Below are 16,896 nucleotides of genomic sequence, written 5' to 3' on the forward strand. Positions count from 1 at the left end.
GAGGCCGAAGCCGAGGATCACGATCGCGCTCCCTGCGGCGACACTGCCCGGCACCTGGTCGGTGAGCGGGAACGTGAGGGCCTTGTTGACGTTGGTCATCAGGGCCACCACCTTCTGCGCGTGATCGACCGGCATCTGATTGATCGCGGCCTGCGCTCCCGCGGTGTCGCCCGCGGCCTGCTTGGCGATGGCATCGTCCGTGAGCGACGAGGTCGACGCGCTGACTGCCGGTGCGGCCGCGGCCGGACCGACCGCCAGAGCCGCCGACGCAGCCACGGCCACCGTCAGTGCCGCGAGTGAACGAAGAAATCCAGAGACACGCATGTTGCCCTCCGTGACAAATGAGTCTACGGATGGGAAAGTACACTACTGTGGTGCGTGTTGCATACGCGACGAATGTTTCGTGTGATCAGCTCGGTTTGATCGCCCACTGATCCTCGCCACGCATCGGACCCACTGTGTAGACGAGGGTCGCGCTGCCTCCCGTGGTGTCCCGTGCAGCGCATCGGAACGATCCACCCGGCGGCAGCGCCTTGAGTCCCGTGCCGCAGTCCACCGAGACCGCCGCGTTCACCTGCTTCGAGACGCTCGGCGCCAGCGTGGGGCCGGCCGAGCCGAGGTCGAAGAGCTTCTGGAGCGTCACGAACTCCACGGCCATGTCGTCGTCCTTGACCGTCACCTCCACCGGCACCGTGGCCTCGCGCACCATGGCCTCGCAGGTGAACCGATACCCGGGCTTCGGTCTGCGCTCGGAATCGTCGCAGTTGACGACGTCCACTTTCGCCCCCAGCTTCGCGTACTCCGCGTTGAGCTTGTCCGCGATGTCCCTGGTCAAGGCCTCGAAATCGATCGACGGCCCGAACAGGGAACAACTCGCGAGTACCGGAGTGACGACGAAGGGCAGCAACCACGACTTCTTCGGGCTCATGGCCGGACAGTAGCCGACGCAAGGACCGCGCGATCGCATCATTTGCGGTCGAAAGCCCCTCTGCGCCACCCGCTTCCCATCAGCTGGGCGAAGGCAGTGCGAAGCCGAGCTCGCGGAGCACGGCGCGCGCCCGGTCGGGATAGTCGGTGATCAGGCCATCGGCACCGTCGGTGAGCAGGGCCCGCATCGTCGCGGGATCGTTGACCGTCCACGGGATCACCGACAGTCCCAGGGCGTGCGCCCGGGAGATCAGTTCAGGCGTGGTGAAACGCACGAACCCCGGATCGCCGACCCCGCCGTCCTGCGGATCGCCCTGCACCGGCGAGATCGCGATGAGTCCGGGGATCGTCGCCTTCGCGGCGCGCACCCAGTCGCCGCCGTAGCCGTCCACGTCGAGTCCCAGCCACGGCGAGGCGCCCGGCTTCCCGGTCTGCAGGAACTGCTCTCCGTTGGTCAGTGCCACCAGTCCGACGCCGGGGAGCAGCGGCCCGATCTCCCGCAATGCCGTCCAGTCGAAACTCTGGATCGTGACCTGCCGCGCCAGCCCCGACCGGGAGATCTCCCCCGCCACCGCCGCCACGAACTCGCCGCGGGGCGCGGTCTGCTCCGGTGCCGCCGCCTCCACCTTGGTCTCGATGTTCATCCGTACCGGCGAGTGCCGCGACCGCACCAGATCGAAGAGCTCGCGCAGTTCGGGGATTCGCGCACCGGTCACGACCCGCTGCGCGCTGTACCCGGCGAGCTTCTCGTACCCGCAGTTCATGGTCCGGACCTGGGCGTAGGTGAGCTCGCGCACGTACTTCCCGACGTAGGGGAACTGCGGATCACCCGGCGTCGCCGGCGCCGTATCGGCGCACTTCTTCGCATCCACCTTCCGGTCGTGAGTGATCACCACGCGCCGGTCCTTCGTCACCTGGGTGTCCAGCTCCAGCGTGGTCACACCGAGCCGCATCGCGGCGTCGAAGCCTGCGAGCGTCGATTCGGTGACCAGGCCGAGCCCACCCCGGTGCGCCTGCAGGTCGACGGTGCGCGGCGGTTCCGCGGTGACGGGGGCCGCCGTGCCGGCCCAGACGGCGGCGGCGAGGAGGCAGACGAGCAGTGGGCGGAGCGAGCGCATGCGCCGACGGTAGGAGACCGACGTGAATGCCACGTGCACGACACCTCACGCGGGGATGACCGGCCGTCGCTAGACTGGGCCGTCGCTCATCGATCGGGAGGTACACATGGCGCAGTCCGCCGCCGAGCTGTACGCCGCGTTCACGGACAACGCCGATAACGACGTCGCGCTGCGCCTGCTGCGCTCCCCCAACGCCGTCGCCTACCTGGCACTCATGGCCGCCAGGCTGGGGACCGGACCGGTGGACGCCGAGGAGCTGGCCGACGCGCTCACCGTCGACCTGCAATCCCTCTCGCAGCACTTCACCGACCGCGCGCGCCCCGTGCCCGACGGGGCCGATGTGCTCGACACCTGGGTCAAGAACGGTTTCGTCTCACGGACCCTCGACGACGAGGACCGCGAGATCTGCCAGCTCACCCGCGGCGCCACCACCGCGCTGGGCCAGGTGCAGGCCGTCTCACTGGACCGGAATGTGGCCACCGAGACGGCGCTGGAACTGGTCACCGCGCGGCTGGCCGCGGTCGCCGTCACCGTCAGCCCCGATCCCGATGATCACCTGCGCGCCCTCGATGAACAGATCGCCGAACTCACCCGGCGTCGCGAGGCGTTGCGGGCCGGCCTGATCCCCGAGTACGACCAGGGCAAGGTGGTCGACGACCTCAAGATCGTCAGCTCACTCGCCGAGCGCATGCCGGCCGACATCCTGGGTTACGGCGAGAAGCTGCGCGAGCACACCAGGGCCCTCCTCACCCACGGCCTGGACGCCTCCGACAGTTCCGAGGCCGAGGCCTACGCGAAGACCCTGCAGCGCCTGTTCGACGGCCATGACGAGCTGGCCAACACGCCCGAGGGCAAGGCCTTCGACGCCTTCTACACCCTGCTCTCGGACCACCGGCTGCGGCGCCGCCTGGAGGATTCCGTGGCCGCCGTCGTGATCGGCGTGGAGCTGCCCGACGATCTGCGGGACTCACTGACCGGATTCCTGGACCGGATGTGGATGCAGGTGCAGCGGGTCGACGAGATCCGCGGCCAGGTGTACCGGCGGATCAACACCTTCGTCAAGGACGGCGACTTCCTGCAGTACCAGTCGCTCCGGGCCCGGATCACCGAGGCGCAGCGCGCCGCGGTCGAGGCCTTCGACACCGTCTCCGCGGGCCGCGACACCGGCCTCGCGGTCCCGATGAGCGTCGTGGACACCGCCTCGGTCGGTGCGCTGAAGTTCCACGACGGCATCGTCACCCTGCCGCCCGAGGTCCGCGAGACCTCCGGGGAGTTCACCATCGACCCCGCACGGCTCGTGGGACGCGAGGCGATCGACTGGGACTCCCTCGCGCGGGCGGTCAACGACGCGGTCTCCGCGGCCGACGGCGCCTCCCTCACCGACGTCCTCGCGACGATCGACGCGCCCCGGGCGGGCGATGTGGTGGGCGTCTGGAGCCTCGGCGCCCGGTACGGCACCGTCGACGCGGATCGACCCGTCACGGTGCTGGCGCACACCGCGCGCGGCCCCCGCGAGCTCACCGTCCCGCACGTGGAGTTCGCCGCATCCCTGCCCCCGCTCACGCCGGCCGCCGCCGCGCCCGAGCCCACCACGCTCTTCGAGGAGGCCTGATGTCGGACGATTCGCTGGACATCGAGACCGCTGACCTGCCTGAGATCGATCTGGCCGATTTCTCGATCGGCGACGACGAGGCGGTGCGGTCGCTGCGCGGCGCGGATACCGCTCCGCGCTTCGACGGCGACACCTCACAGCTGCCCAATTCGGTCTGCTACGCCCTGCAGGAGCTGATCGCCGCGCCGCACGTCTCGGCCCGGTCGAAGAACTGGGCGGTGATCGAGGCCGAGGAGACCCTGCTGCGATCGCGGCTGTCCGAGCTGAACCTGCTGCTGGAGATCAATCGGGAGACCAAGCACGCCTTCACTCGCCAGGTCAGCGAGAACGATCCGCGCCAGCGCAATCTGCTCCGCGCGCAGAGCCTCTCGCTCGCCGCCTCGGTGCTCGCGCTGTTCCTGCGCCTCAAGCACCTGTCCAGCCCGGACGAGACCGCCGTCGTCGAGCGGCAGGAGATGATCGATCACCTGCTGTCCTTCCGGCCCGCCCGTGACACCGACGAGGCCGGGTTCGTGAAGAAGGCCGACGCCGCGATCAACCAGCTCGAGACCCGCCGCCTGATCCGCCGGGTGGGCACCAGTGACCGGTATGCCGTGCACGCGGTGATCGCCTCACTGCTCACGCCCGAGCAGGTGGACCTGTACACCGCTGCGTATCGCGATCTCGCGAGCGCCGATCACGACCTGGCCGAGCCGGCCGTGCCCGATGACGACACGGCGGACGCGGGCACCGTCGAAGCCGAGACCGAGGAGGCACAGGCGTGACCGTGCGAAGCACCCGCAAACACCTCGGCCAGTACCGCCTCACCCGCCTGCAGGTGGTGAACTGGGGCACCTTCGACGGCTACAAGGACTTCCCCATCGACGAGCGGGGCGTGATCCTCACCGGCCCTTCGGGTTCGGGAAAGAGCTCGCTGATGGACGCGCACTCGGTGGTGCTGCTGCCCACCTACGATCAGTCCTTCAACGCCTCGGCCGATATGACGGCGAAGGGCGCGAAGCGGGCCGCCCGCTCGATGGCCGATTACGTGCGCGGCGCCTGGTCGGTCAACGACGACGAGCATCAGCAGTCCAAAGTGCAGTACCTGCGCGGTGATTCGGCCACCTGGTCGGCCGTGGCCGCCACCTACGACAACGGCGCGGGCAATGTGACCACCGCGGTCGCGGTGAAGTGGTTCGCCGGCTCGGGGACCGACGGCGCCTCGCTGAAGTCCTGGTACCAGCTGCACTCCGGCCCGTTCGACCTGTTGGACCTGCAGGACTGGGCCACCGCCGGATTCGACAGCCGCGGCTGGCGCTCCCGGCACGCGGACGTCGAGTTCTTCGACACCCAGGCCGCCTATCAGGAGGCGCTGCGCCGCCGGGTGGGCATCGGCACCTCCAGCGCCGCGCTCGCACTGCTGGGTAAGGCCAAGGCGATGAAGAACGTGGGCGATCTCGACGCCTTCATCCGCACCTACATGCTGGACCGCCCGCAGACCTACGCCCGCGCCGAGCGCCTGGTGGAGAACTTCACCCAGCTCGACGAGGCGTACCGGGCGGCGGCCCGGGCGGAGGCGCAGGAGAAGGTGCTGCGGCCGATGCCGGAGGCCTACGAGAAGTACCGCACGGCCACCGTCGGGACCACCCGCGCTGCGGACCTCCTCGGCGTTCCCGTGCGCTCCTACCTGCGGGGACATCGGCTGCGCCTGCTGCAGGAGCAGATGGATCGGATCGAGGCGGAGCGCGCGGGCATGGACGCGCAGATCGCCCGCTGGGAGGACAAGGCCGAAGAGCGCAAGCAGCGCTACAACGACCTGCTGCACCGGCTCCGGCAGGAGCAGGGCGAGGTGGGCGTCCTGGAGGCCGAGCTGCAGTCCCGTGAGTTGCAGACCCAGGCCCGCCAGCGCGCCTACGAACGCTTCGCCGCCGCGGTCGAGAAGCTGGGCGAGCGCGCCCCGGAGTCGGCCGAGGAGTTCGCCGCGCTGCGCGAACAGATCCCGGGGATCCGGGACCGCGCCACGGAGGCCGCCGAAGCCCTGGCCGGCCGGGTGCACAGCGCCTACACCGACGAGTCCGATGCCCGCCGCGCCGTGGAATCGGTGGACGATGAGCTGGCGGTGCTGGATCGTCGCGCATCGCTGCTGCCGCCCGCGCTGCTGGACCAGCGCGATGTGATCGCCCGCGCCACCGGCGTTCCCGCGGAGGATCTGCCCTACGCCGCCGAGCTGATCGATGTGAAGCCCGCCGAACAGGCCCGCTGGGCCGGCGCCGCCGAACGCGTGCTCCGCCCACTGGCGACCACGCTGCTGGTGCCGGCGGAGCACCAGCGCGCGGTGGCCGACTACGTCAACGCCAACCGGGTCCAGGGCGTGCTCACGTACCAGGTGATCGACGGTGCCGACGGCACACGCGCCGATGCGGGATCGCTGGCCACGAAGCTCACCGTCGACGAGCGGACCGAGGCCGGCCGCTGGCTGGCCGGAGCGGTGGCCCGCACGGCGCGGCACATCTGTGTGGACTCCCCCGCCGAGCTGGAGGACCACGAGCAGGCCGTCACCCAGGAGGGCCTGGTGAAGGGCTCGGGCGGCCGGTTCCGCAAGGACGACCGCCGCGCGGTGGCCGATCGCTCGCAGTGGGTGCTCGGTACCAACACCGGTTCCAAGCGCGAGGCACTGCAGCGTCGCCGTGACGAGCTGGCGGCGGTGCACGTCAAGGCGGCGGAGGCGTCGGCCACGCTGCGCGACGATCTCGCCGAGTTCAAGGCGGTGGCCGACGGCGCCACCGGCGTGCTGGGCTACACCTCCTGGGCGGAGTTGGACCACTGGGCGGCGCGCGCCGAGGCGGAGGACCTGGCGGACCGCATCTCCGACGCCCGCTCCGGCAACGCCGATCTCAGCGAGCTGGAGCTGCAGGCCGACAACGCCTACGGAGAACTGGCCGAGGCTCAGACCCGGATCGGCGCGCTCACCGAGACCATGAACCGTGCCGGCACCGAATTCGACGATCTGCTGGCCGAATTCGAGAAGATCGACGGTGAGAGCGCCCCCAAGCTCACCGATGAGGATCGCGACTTCCTCGATACCGCCCTGTGGCACCTGCTGACCGCCGACGAGACACGGCGGCGGCGCCTCACGCTGGAGAGCTACGGGGAGATCCGCGCCGACCTGCGGGCCGAGTTGGAGCGCCAGCAGGCCGCCGCGACCGCCGAGCGCGATGCCGCCGAGACCCGCATCGTGCGCACCGCCGAACAGTTCCTCCGGGAGTGGCCGGACGCCTCCACGGAGCTGCAGGCCGATGTCGCCTCGGCGCCCGATTTCGTGAACGTGCACGAGAACCTGGTGGCGCACGGCCTGGCGGCGGCCACCGAGAAGTTCCGGCGGCTGATCACCACCGATGTCAGCCACTCGGTGTCGAACCTGTTCAAGGAGGTCGACGACACGCACCGCGCGATCACCCGGGGCATCGCCGATGTCAACGCCGGGTTGCGCCGGGTGGAGTTCAACGAGGGCACCTACCTGCAGATCGCGTACGCCGCGCGGCCCACGCCCGAGGCGACCGAGTTCGCGAAACTGGTCGACGAGATGGTGCGCGATGCGCCGGCCGCCAAGCGCGCCGAACCGGACGCCATGGCCGCCCAGTTCAAACGGATCCGCGGTCTGGTGCTGCGGCTGACCGGCGACGATCCCGAATCCCGTCGGTGGACCGAGAACGTGCTGGACGTGCGCACGGGGTACTCCTTCTACGGCCGTGAGAACGCGGTGGGCGCCGAACCGGACGCCCCGGCGGTGGTCACCTACCGCAACACCGCCACCAACTCCGGTGGCGAGCAGGAGAAGTTGGTGGCCTTCTGCCTCGCCGCGGCGCTCAGTTTCGCGCTCGGCAGCCACGGCATCGACGGTTCCAACGAGCCCGCCTTCGCGCCGCTGATGCTCGACGAAGCCTTCAGCAAGTCCGACGAGCGGTTCTCGGCGCAATCACTGCGCGCCTTCGAACAGTTCGGATTCCAGTTGATCATCGCGGCGCCGATCCGGATGGTGGGCATCGTGGAGCCCTTCATCGGGCAGGTCATCCTGGTGGACAAGCAGACCAGGTCCGACGGTGCCCGCTCCGATGCCCGGTACGCCACCTTCGGTGAGCTCGCGACGGCGCGCTAGCCCCGTCGGCACCTGATATACAGAGCCCATGGCCTCGGTCGTCGCGCTCAACGCTCATCCGGACGATGAGACGATCCTCGAAGGCGGCACCCTGGCGAAACTCGCTGCCGCCGGGCACCGGGTGATCTTGGTGGTGGCCACCGACGGCATGGTGCGCACCGAGCCCCGGCCACGACTGCGGCTCGAGGAGTTGGAGGCCGCCGCCGCTCAGCTCGGAGTGCGCGAGGTGCGCTGGCTGGGCTACGCCGACAGCGGCCACGGGGCGGAACTGTATCCGGATCCCGCCGGCCGGGTACGGCTGGTGCGCGCGGGCGTCGAGGAGCCCGCAGAGGCGTTGGCCGGGATCCTGCGGGAGGTGAACGCCGATCTCCTGATCGGGTACGACGCCGCGGGCGGCTACGGACACCGCGACCATCTCGCCGTCCACGCGATCGGGCATCGGGCCGCCGAGCTGACGGGGGTGCGCCTGGTGGAGGCGACCGCACCGCGGGAGGTGGCCGTGCGCCTGTTCGGTCTGGCCGCGCGCCTGCGCCTGGTGGATGAGGCCGATCTGCGGCGCGCGCACACCTGGTTCACGCCCTCGTCCGGCATCACGCACCGGGTCGACGTGCGGGCCCACCTCGCCGAGAAGCAGCGCGCGCTCGCCGCGCATCGCACCGAGCTCGCCAAGCCGGGTGCCGCTGCTCGGCTGCAGCGCCTCATCGTCCGCGTGCCCGCACGCCTGCTGGCTCCGCTCTTCGGCACCGAGTACTTCGTCGAGCCCGGCGTCTCGGGCCGCTCCGACCGCCTCCTCTGACGCGGACGCCGGTTCGGATACCGCGGCGGCGAACGAGTATCGCAACGGTCGTCGCGCGCACCCGTGCGAACCCGCGCCTGCCCACGGCGACCTGCGGATTCGAACCGCCGAGCAGCGACCCCGACCACCGCGGGGCCGCCCGCGGGCAGTAACGATCGAATAACGCGGCTAACGGATCCGCCCCTCGTATCCGATCTCCCCCATGTCATTGATCGCCGAGGCAGCACCGAGGAGACGCGATGCGAAACGCGACCCGACACAATCGAATCCGCAGCGCTCTGGTCGTGCCGGCGGCACTGCTTCCGCTCCTCGCGGTGGCGCCGGGTGGTGTCGCTGCCGAGCCGGCACCGCCCGCCCCGGTCACCACCACCACCACGCCGGCTCCCGCCGCCACACCGGAACCGGCCACGACGCCCCCGGCCGCAACCCCGCCGGCGACCACGACGGCCCCGGTGCCCACCACGGCTACGCCCCGTCCCCCGGTCACGTCCACGGCACCTGTTCCGACCACCGGCACCGCCTCGCCCACCACCGGCACCACGACCGCCGCGCCCCCGGTGGGGCTCACCGTCGGGGCCGTGCGGATCGTGGACGAAGGCGGTGCGGCGGTGCCCGGTGCCTCCGCCTACGTGCAGGGCTGTTCCGGTGGACCGGGCGCATCCCTCGCCGACGGCGGCGCCACCACGGTGACCGGTCCCTGCGTGCGGGCCCGGATCGACCGCGTGCCCACCAACTGGCGCGTGATCTCCCCCTCGGAGCAGACCGTGACCACCAACAGTGGACGCGCCGAGTTCCGTTTCGTCCTGGCCCGCGGCGGGATCGTGCCGCCCACCACCACGCCTCCCCCTCCCGGTGGGATCCGGTTCACCCTCGACGCCCGCGACCGCAGCGGACGCGGGGTGGCCTCCCGGTACGCCGTGTACGCGTGCGAGAACGGGCGCCCGCTCGGCGGCCTCGCCACCGACAGCGCGGGCAACGGCGGCGGCGCCTTCCCCGGCGACTGCCTCACCGTGGTCCCCACCGCGTGGCCGGCGTCGTGCGTGCTGGTCGGCCCGCACGCGTACTCCCGGGTGGTGGGCAACGGCGTGAACCGGCTCAGTTTCACCTTCAAATGCGGCGGCCAGAACCCGCCCGGCCCCGGCGACGTGCCCGGCCGCCTGCTCAAGACGGACCGCAGCACCGGTGCGCCGCTGGCGGGCGCGTCGTTCGCGATCTCCGGCTGCGAGTCCGGTGAGACGGTGCGGGCGGTGAGCACCGGACCCGACGGTCTCGCGGCGTTCTCGCTGCCGCCGGGGTGCTACCGCGCCACGGAGACGGTGGCGCCCGCCGGGTACGTCCGTGACGCGGCTGCCGTCGCCTTCCGGGTCGATCCCGCCGCGCCGTTCCAGGTGCAGGTCACCAATGCGAAGGCCTCCGCGCCGGTCGCCGTCCGCAATCCCGGAGTCCGCGTGCCGATCTCGTCGATCCCATCGGGCCGGGTGTCCTGAGATGCGCCGCGCGATCACACTGCTGGTGGCGTCCGCCCTGCTGTTCGCGGGGTGCGGCACCGTCGAGGGTTCCGCCCTTCCCGCACCGTCGAATCCGTCCGCCCAGAGCGATCTGCGCGCCCCGGTGCCCGCCACCGCGCCCGAGCCGACCGCCCCGGTCCGGGTATCGGCCGCCGGGGTGCAGGCGCCGATCGACGGCATCGCGACCGACGCCCAGGGAGCACTCCTCCCGCCGCAGGACGTACAGCGCGTCGGCTGGTGGGTCGACTCCGCTCTGCCCGGTTCCGGCACCGGCTCCGTGGTGCTCACCGGGCACGTCGACGATGCGCGGCAGGGCGACGGCTACGCCAAGCGGTTCGCCGCGCTGCGGCCCGGCGACGGGGTCACGCTGACCGGGAAAGACGGTGCGGCCGTGAGCTACCGCGTGACCCGGACGGTTTCGATCGCCAAGGGCGCCCTCCCCGTCGGCGACCTCAACCGCCAAGACGGACCGGAGACGCTGATCCTGGTCACCTGCGGCGGCCGATTCATCGGGCCGCCACTGGGATACGAGAACAACGACCTGGTGTACGCCGAGCGCGCCTGACGGGCAGCCGATCCGCGGCTAGTGTCGAGAGCATGCACATCGACCTCCGCGGACGCACCGCCCTCGTCACCGGCTCCACCCAGGGCATCGGCCTCGCCATCGCGGTCGGGCTGGCCCGGTCGGGGGCACGGGTCGGGATCAACGGCCGCACGGCGGCCCGGGTCGAGGAGGCGATCGCCACCGTCCGTGCCGAGGTCGACGGTGCCGATGCGGTGGGCGTGGTCGCCGATGTCACGGACGCCGCCGATGCCGAGCGGGCCGTCACGGAACTGGGCGGCGTGGACATCCTGGTCAACAACCTCGGCATCTTCGGTGCGGCCGATCCCCTGTCCATCGACGACGACGAGTGGCGCCGCTACTTCGAGGTGAACGTCCTGGCCGCGACGCGGCTGTCCCGGCTCGTACTGCCGGGGATGATCGACGGAGGATGGGGCCGGATCCTCAACATCGCCAGCGATTCCGCGATCGTGATCCCCGCCGAGATGATCCACTACGGCGTCTCCAAGACGGCCCTGCTCGGGGTCTCGCGTGGTTTCGCGAAAGCCGCCGCCGGTACCGGCGTCACCGTGAACTCGGTGATCGCGGGTCCCACGCACACCGGTGGCGTGGAGGACTTCGTCTACCAGTTGGTCGATGAGGACCTGCCCTGGGAGCAGGCGCAGCGCGAGTTCATGCGGCTGCACCGGCCGCAGTCCCTGATCCAGCGGCTCATCGAGCCGGAGGAGATCGCCAACATGGTGGTGTACCTGAGCTCGCCGCTCGCCTCCGCCACCACGGGCGGCGCCGTCCGGGTGGACGGCGGCTACGTCGATTCGATCCTGCCCTGACCGGGGATCAGGCCAGCTCGATGAGCTCCTGGTACTCCTCGTTCCAGTGATCCTCGGTACCGTCGGGCAATAGGATCACGCGCTCCGGATTGAGCGCCTCGGCGGCGCCCGGATCGTGGGTCACCAGCACCACGGCGCCCTCGTAGGAGCGGAGCGCTTCGAGTACCTGCTCGCGGCTCACGGGGTCCAGGTTGTTGGTGGGCTCGTCGAGCAACAGCACGTTCGCGGCCGAGGAGACCAGCCCGGCCAGCGCCAGACGGGTCTTCTCACCGCCGGACAGCGTGCCCGCGGGCTGTTCCAATTGCGGTCCGGTGAACATGAAGGCGCCCAACAGGCTTCGCAGATCCTGCTCCCCCGCATCGGGCGAGGCGTGCCGGATGTTGTCCCACACGGAGGCCTCGTCGTCGAGGGTGTCGTGCTCCTGCGCGAAGTAGCCGATCTTCAGGCCGCGGCCCGGTTCCAGGCCGCCGGTGTCCGGCGTCTCGACACCGGCGAGCAGCTTGAGCAGCGTGGTCTTGCCGGCGCCGTTGAGCCCGAGGACCACCACGCGCGAGCCCTTGTCGATCGCGAAATCGACACCGGTGAAGATCTCCAGCGAGCCGTAGGTCTTGGTGAGGTTCTTGACCATGAGCGGTGTCTTGCTGCACGGCGCGGGTGCGGGGAACTTGATCCGCGCCGTCTTGTCCTCGACGCGCACATCGTCGAGCTCGTTCATCATCCGCTCGGCGCGGCGCAGCATGTTCTGCGCGGCAACGGCCTTGGTGGCCTTGGCCCCCATCTTGGCCGCCTGCACGCGGAGCGCGCCGGCCTTCTTCTCGGCGTTGGCGCGCTCGCGGCGGCGGCGCTGCTCGTCGGTCGCGCGGGCGTCGATGTACTTCTTCCAGCCCATGTTGTAGACATCGGCCTCACCGCGCACCGCGTCGAGGAACCAGACGCGGTTGACCACGTCGGACAGCAGATCCACATCGTGGCTGATCACGATCAGGCCGCCGTCGTGATTCTGCAGGAAGGTGCGCAGCCAGCCGATGGAGTCGGCGTCGAGGTGGTTGGTGGGCTCGTCGAGCAGCAACGTGGTGTCGGACTTGCCGCCGGAGCCGTCGGAGGCCGCGAACAGGATGCGGGCCAGCTCCACGCGGCGGCGCTGACCGCCGGACAGCGTGCGCAGCGGCTGTTCGAGCACCCGGTCGGGCAGGGCCAGGCTGTTGCAGATCCGCGCGGCCTCGGATTCCGCGGCGTATCCACCGAATGAGGAGAACCGCTCCTCGAGGTTGCCGTACTTGCGCACCGCGGTGTCGAGCTCGTCGCCGACCAGCTCGGCCATGCGCACCTGCTGCTTCTGCATCTGCGCCACGATCTGGTCCAGTCCGCGGGCCGAGAGCACGCGATCCTTCGCCAGCACGTCGAGATCGCCCTCGCGGGGGTCCTGCGGCAGGTAGCCCACATCGCCGGTGGAGATGATGCGGCCCGCGTACGGTTCGCCCTCGCCTGCCAGGATGCGCATCGTGGTGGTCTTGCCGGCGCCGTTGCGGCCGACGAGGCCGATCCGGTCGCCCGCCTGCACCCGCAGCTGATCGCCCGGGGCGGTCAGCAGGGTACGGACCCCGGCGCGGACTTCGAGGTCGGTCGCGGTAATCACAACGGTCCAGTCTACCCGCCCCGTGCCGGCCCGTTCACCACCATTTTCCGCTGGTGACGGCGGTCACTCGAGGGCGGCGGAGGCCTCCCTGCGCGGCACCACCGCGGGCGGTGCGGGAACCACGTCCCGGATCACGATCCGGAGCGAGCGATCGGCCTTCGCCTCGTAGAGCGCGGTGTCCGCCTGGGCCACCGCCGTCGCGAACTCCGCGCGGTTGAGCCCCTCGGAGACCGCGATACCGACACTGCCGCGGATCCCCGGCGGCTCGCCCGCTTCCCCGGGAGTGACCAACCTCCGGAGCTCGTCGATCACCTGGTCGGCTTCTTCGCGCAGGTCACGGATCGCCACCACCAGGAACTCGTCGCCGCCGAGCCGGGCGTTGAGGGTGTCGCGCACACCGGTCCGCAGCAACTGGGCGGTCTCGGCCAGGTACTGATCGCCGGCCAGATGTCCGTAGGTGTCGTTGAACTTCTTGAACCCGTCGAGATCCAGCAGTCCGACCACCGCGATGCCGCGGCCCCGCTTGTACAGGACCCGGCGGATCGCGAACTGAAGACCGCGCCGGCTGTAGAGCCCGGTCAGGGCGTCGTGATTGCGCTCCGAGGCCGCCTCACCGATTCCGCGGCGGCCGAATTCGACGAGCACCTGTACCACGATCGGAAGTGCGAACTCGATCGTGATCGCAGGCGCGAGGTACACGTACAGTTCCATGACGCCGTACCCGTTGACCACCATCGTGGTCACGGTGACGGCGACGATCGCGGCCACCGAGAACAGGCAGTGGATCAGCAGTAGCCGCCAACCGAGGAGGAAGGCGGTCAGCATGGCCAGCATGCCGAGGTAGATGGTGCCGGTGATCCGGGACGGACCGTCCTGGGCCAAGCAACCGACCAGCAGGCAGATATCCGCGATCGCCACGAAGATCACGGCGTCGCGGCGCCGGGGCTCCCTCAGGCGCAGCCACCAGATTCCCACGACCACACTGCCGCTCGAGGCGAGGATGAAGAAGACCATCGCGGTCGGAGTCTGTGGTCGCATCGGCTGGAAGAGCACACCCACGCAGAGCGGCGCCATCAGGAGCGCGAGGCCGCTCACCACCAGGCGGAGCGGGTTGTCGCCGCCGTGGACGGCGATGCCCTCCTGCGCGAATTTGAACTCGGCCTTACCCGCATCGCGCCAGGCCTTGCGGTCCGTGAGCCGTCGCCACGCCGCGCGGATCACGCGCCGCGCGGTGACCGGAGTCCGCTTACCACTGCTCACCCGCATTCACCTCGGTGTTCGACGAGTTCTCCGGCAGCATTCACGGCCCGGACTCTACCCCCGAATCGTCCGAATTGAACCACGGATATCCCGGCTCTGTCGCGATCGTCACAGATTGTTGCGATCGCACCAGTCCGGGAGGTCAGACGCGGACGGAACCGGGGTCGTGGACCACGATCCGGCGGGACCGATCCGCCTTCGCCTCGTACAACGCGACATCGGCCTCGGTGGTGGCCCACTCGAGCGAGGCGGCATCGGGATACTCGACCACCACGACCCCCACGCTGCCCTGAATCGGAGCCGTGCCGCCGTCCGGTGTGACCAGGCGCCGCAATGTCCGGATCACGGAATCGGCGCCGTATCGGGAGTTGCGCATCGCGTACAGGAGGAACTCATCGCCTCCCATCCGTGCGACGAGCGCGCCGTCGAGTTCCCCGCGCAGGACCTCCGCCGTCCGCGAGAGCAGCGCATCACCGGCCGCGTGGCCGTGGGAATCGTTGAATCGCTTGAAATGATCGAGGTCCAGCATCGCCACCACGCACACCTCCGACCGCTGCCGCCGCAACAGGATCCGGAGAGCGAATCGCATGCCCTGGCGGCTGTAGAGGCCGGTGAGCGCATCACGATTGCGTTCGATGAAGATCTGGGTCATGCTGCGGCGCGACAACTCCACGATCACCTGCATCACCAGAGGCAACCCCACCTCCATGGTCATCGCGGGCGCCACGTAGACGTACAGGCTGAGCAGGGTCTCCCCTTCGTACAGGCAGGCGTACAGGACGTACGCCCCGATCACTGCGAGCGAGAACAGACACTGCAGGGCCAGGATCCTCGAGCCCAGCAGGGCGGCGGTGAGCAGGGCGATCATCCCGAGGTAGGTGGTGCCGCAGATTCGCGACGCGGGCGCTCCGAGCACCGCGGTGCCCAGCAGGATCAACAGGTCCGAACACACGACGAAGTAGATGGCGTGCCGCCAGCTCGGCCGGGGATCGAACATCCACCACAGACCCAACGCGACGCTCGCCACCAGCGCGCCCACGTACAGGCCCGTCCGCAGTCCGGGTGGCGGACCCATCGGGTGCCAGACCATGACGATGGCCAGCGGGAACATCAGGACTGCGATCCCGCCGATCACCAGGCGCATGGCGGCGCGGCCGCCGGGGAGCCGGGAGATACCGGTCCACATGAACTCGTACTCGTCCCGACCCGCGTTCCGCCACGCCGACCGGTCCATCGCCGACCGGGCCGCCGAGACCATCGGCCACAGCGGTGGCGTCCGCCGCAGGGCCGATGATCGGTTCGCCCTCACCGGGCGTGACCTCGGCGTGTCACCCTGCGAATGCTACTCAGGGAACCCTTCGTCGGTCTCGAGTTCGGAGGTACCCGCCGTGTGCTCGAACAGACCGGTGAGATCGCGCACCACCACTGATCGGGTGGCGCTGCGCTTGGCCTCGTACTGAGCGGCATCGGCCTCGGCGGCGAGCTCGCGGATCCGGTCCCGGTACGACGCCGGGGCCACGACGATGCCGAGGCTGGCGGTGATACCGTCGCCGTCGCGATGACCGCGGGGGGCGATCAAAGCCGTGAGCCTGGCGAGTCTGCGCGCGGCGTCGTCCGGTGTAAGACACACCGCGAAGACACCGAATTCATCCCCGCCGTTGCGCGAGACCAGGGTCTGCGGCAGGGCGCGATCGAGTCGGGCACCCACTGAAGCCAGCAGTTCGTCACCCTCGAAGTGCCCGTACGTGTCGTTGTACGCCTTGAAGCCGTCCAGATCGGCCACCGCGCTGATGTAGATCGAATCGCTGCGAGACCGCTTGCTGGCGACGCGCTTGGTCCACGCGTCCATCCCGCGCCGGTTGAGCAGTCCGGTCAGGCTGTCGATGTACCACTCGCTCGCGACGCGGTTCACGCCGACCCGGCACAGTTCGACAACAGCCTGCACCAATACCGGGACCCCGACCGCGATGATCATGGTCGGCACCGCGAACGGCGCGAGCAGGGCCACCGAACGCCCGTCCACGACGACCCCGTAGTAGACGATCCCGAGCACCAGAGCCAGCGAGTACACGCAGTGCACCAGCAGCACGCGCCATCCCAACAGGAACGCCGCGTACAGGCCGAGCATGGCGAACAGACTGGCTCCCGCCAGCCGGTGCTCCGGTTCGCCGAGTACCGCGATTCCGATGCCGAGGAGCACATCGGCCGCGGCGAGGAAATGAATCGCCTGCGCAGCCGTCGGCCAGGGCCGCACGATCCACAACGCCCCGATCACCGCACCGAGCACGGCCGCAACCAGGTGGAGTACACGAAGGGCGGGGGTGGTCGGTGCCGAGGGCATGAACTCGGCCAACACCGCCACCGGCAGCATCGTCACACCGAGGGAGGCCACCGTCACTCGGAGCAGCCCGATGCCGCCGACCGTGGCGATGGCGCGGGTCACGAACGAGAACTCCGCCTGGCCGGCGTACCGCCAGCCGACGGGATCGATGAGCTCACGCCACATCACCCG

General features: G+C 70.1%; 14 protein-coding genes. 7 read left to right on the forward strand and 7 right to left on the reverse strand.

The annotated features are described in order from the left end of the window. The 3 genes from ABD108_RS10640 to ABD108_RS10650 all read right to left on the reverse strand — a co-directional run. Positions 1-324: hypothetical protein (locus tag ABD108_RS10640; RefSeq protein WP_343930252.1), on the reverse strand; the 324-nt coding region annotated here is incomplete at its 3' end. An 85-nt stretch (positions 325-409) separates the two neighbouring features. Further along, complete coding sequence (locus tag ABD108_RS10645) at positions 410-928, reverse strand: DUF4333 domain-containing protein (protein ID WP_220658912.1); 519 nt, start codon at positions 926-928, stop codon at positions 410-412. A 79-nt stretch (positions 929-1,007) separates the two neighbouring features. After that, on the reverse strand, positions 1,008-2,045 hold the full coding sequence (locus ABD108_RS10650; RefSeq protein ID WP_343930253.1) for a glycerophosphodiester phosphodiesterase family protein: 1,038 nt from the start codon (positions 2,043-2,045) through the stop codon (positions 1,008-1,010). Positions 2,046-2,151: 106 nt separating this feature from the next. Here ABD108_RS10650 and ABD108_RS10655 point away from each other — a divergent pair, with 106 nt between their 5' ends. From ABD108_RS10655 to ABD108_RS10685, 7 genes are all read left to right on the forward strand, one after another. Further along, entirely contained in the window at positions 2,152-3,657 is a 1,506-nt protein-coding gene (locus ABD108_RS10655) for a DUF3375 domain-containing protein (protein ID WP_343930254.1), read from the forward strand. Then, on the forward strand, positions 3,657-4,421 hold the full coding sequence (locus ABD108_RS10660) for a DUF4194 domain-containing protein (protein ID WP_343930255.1): 765 nt from the start codon (positions 3,657-3,659) through the stop codon (positions 4,419-4,421). The genes ABD108_RS10655 and ABD108_RS10660 overlap by 1 nt, the downstream gene beginning before the upstream one ends. Beyond that, positions 4,418-7,792 carry an ATP-binding protein gene (locus tag ABD108_RS10665; protein ID WP_343930256.1) on the forward strand — a complete coding sequence of 1,125 codons (3,375 nt, stop codon included), beginning with the start codon at positions 4,418-4,420 and terminating at the stop codon, positions 7,790-7,792. The genes ABD108_RS10660 and ABD108_RS10665 overlap by 4 nt, the downstream gene beginning before the upstream one ends. Positions 7,793-7,820: 28 nt before the next feature. After that, positions 7,821-8,588, forward strand: a complete 768-nt coding sequence (locus ABD108_RS10670) for a PIG-L deacetylase family protein (protein ID WP_343930257.1) — start codon at positions 7,821-7,823, stop codon at positions 8,586-8,588. Positions 8,589-8,827: 239 nt separating this feature from the next. Further along, positions 8,828-10,075: a SpaA isopeptide-forming pilin-related protein gene (locus tag ABD108_RS10675; RefSeq protein ID WP_343930258.1), complete on the forward strand. Its 1,248-nt coding sequence runs from the start codon at positions 8,828-8,830 to the stop codon at positions 10,073-10,075. A 1-nt stretch (position 10,076) separates the two neighbouring features. Further along, complete coding sequence (locus ABD108_RS10680; protein WP_343930259.1) at positions 10,077-10,661, forward strand: class F sortase; 585 nt, start codon at positions 10,077-10,079, stop codon at positions 10,659-10,661. Between the two features lie 32 nt (positions 10,662-10,693). Further along, complete coding sequence (locus ABD108_RS10685) at positions 10,694-11,488, forward strand: SDR family NAD(P)-dependent oxidoreductase (protein WP_343930260.1); 795 nt, start codon at positions 10,694-10,696, stop codon at positions 11,486-11,488. Between the two features lie 7 nt (positions 11,489-11,495). Here ABD108_RS10685 and ABD108_RS10690 read toward each other — a convergent pair whose 3' ends face one another. The 4 genes from ABD108_RS10690 to ABD108_RS10705 form a co-directional block, all read right to left on the reverse strand. Then, a complete protein-coding gene (locus tag ABD108_RS10690) occupies positions 11,496-13,124 on the reverse strand; it encodes an ABC-F family ATP-binding cassette domain-containing protein (RefSeq protein ID WP_343930261.1) in 1,629 nt (542 codons plus the stop codon). A 63-nt stretch (positions 13,125-13,187) separates the two neighbouring features. Beyond that, on the reverse strand, positions 13,188-14,384 hold the full coding sequence (locus tag ABD108_RS10695; protein WP_220658922.1) for a GGDEF domain-containing protein: 1,197 nt from the start codon (positions 14,382-14,384) through the stop codon (positions 13,188-13,190). A 142-nt stretch (positions 14,385-14,526) separates the two neighbouring features. After that, a complete protein-coding gene (locus tag ABD108_RS10700) occupies positions 14,527-15,693 on the reverse strand; it encodes a GGDEF domain-containing protein (protein WP_343930262.1) in 1,167 nt (388 codons plus the stop codon). A gap of 33 nt (positions 15,694-15,726) precedes the next feature. Beyond that, positions 15,727-16,890, reverse strand: coding sequence for a GGDEF domain-containing protein (locus ABD108_RS10705; protein ID WP_343930263.1), 1,164 nt, complete (start codon positions 16,888-16,890; stop codon positions 15,727-15,729). Positions 16,891-16,896: the final 6 nt, after the last annotated feature.

It is taken from the genome of Tsukamurella strandjordii (assembly GCF_039525985.1).
In the GTDB taxonomy this organism is placed as follows: Bacteria; Actinomycetota; Actinomycetes; order Mycobacteriales; family Mycobacteriaceae; genus Tsukamurella; species Tsukamurella strandjordii.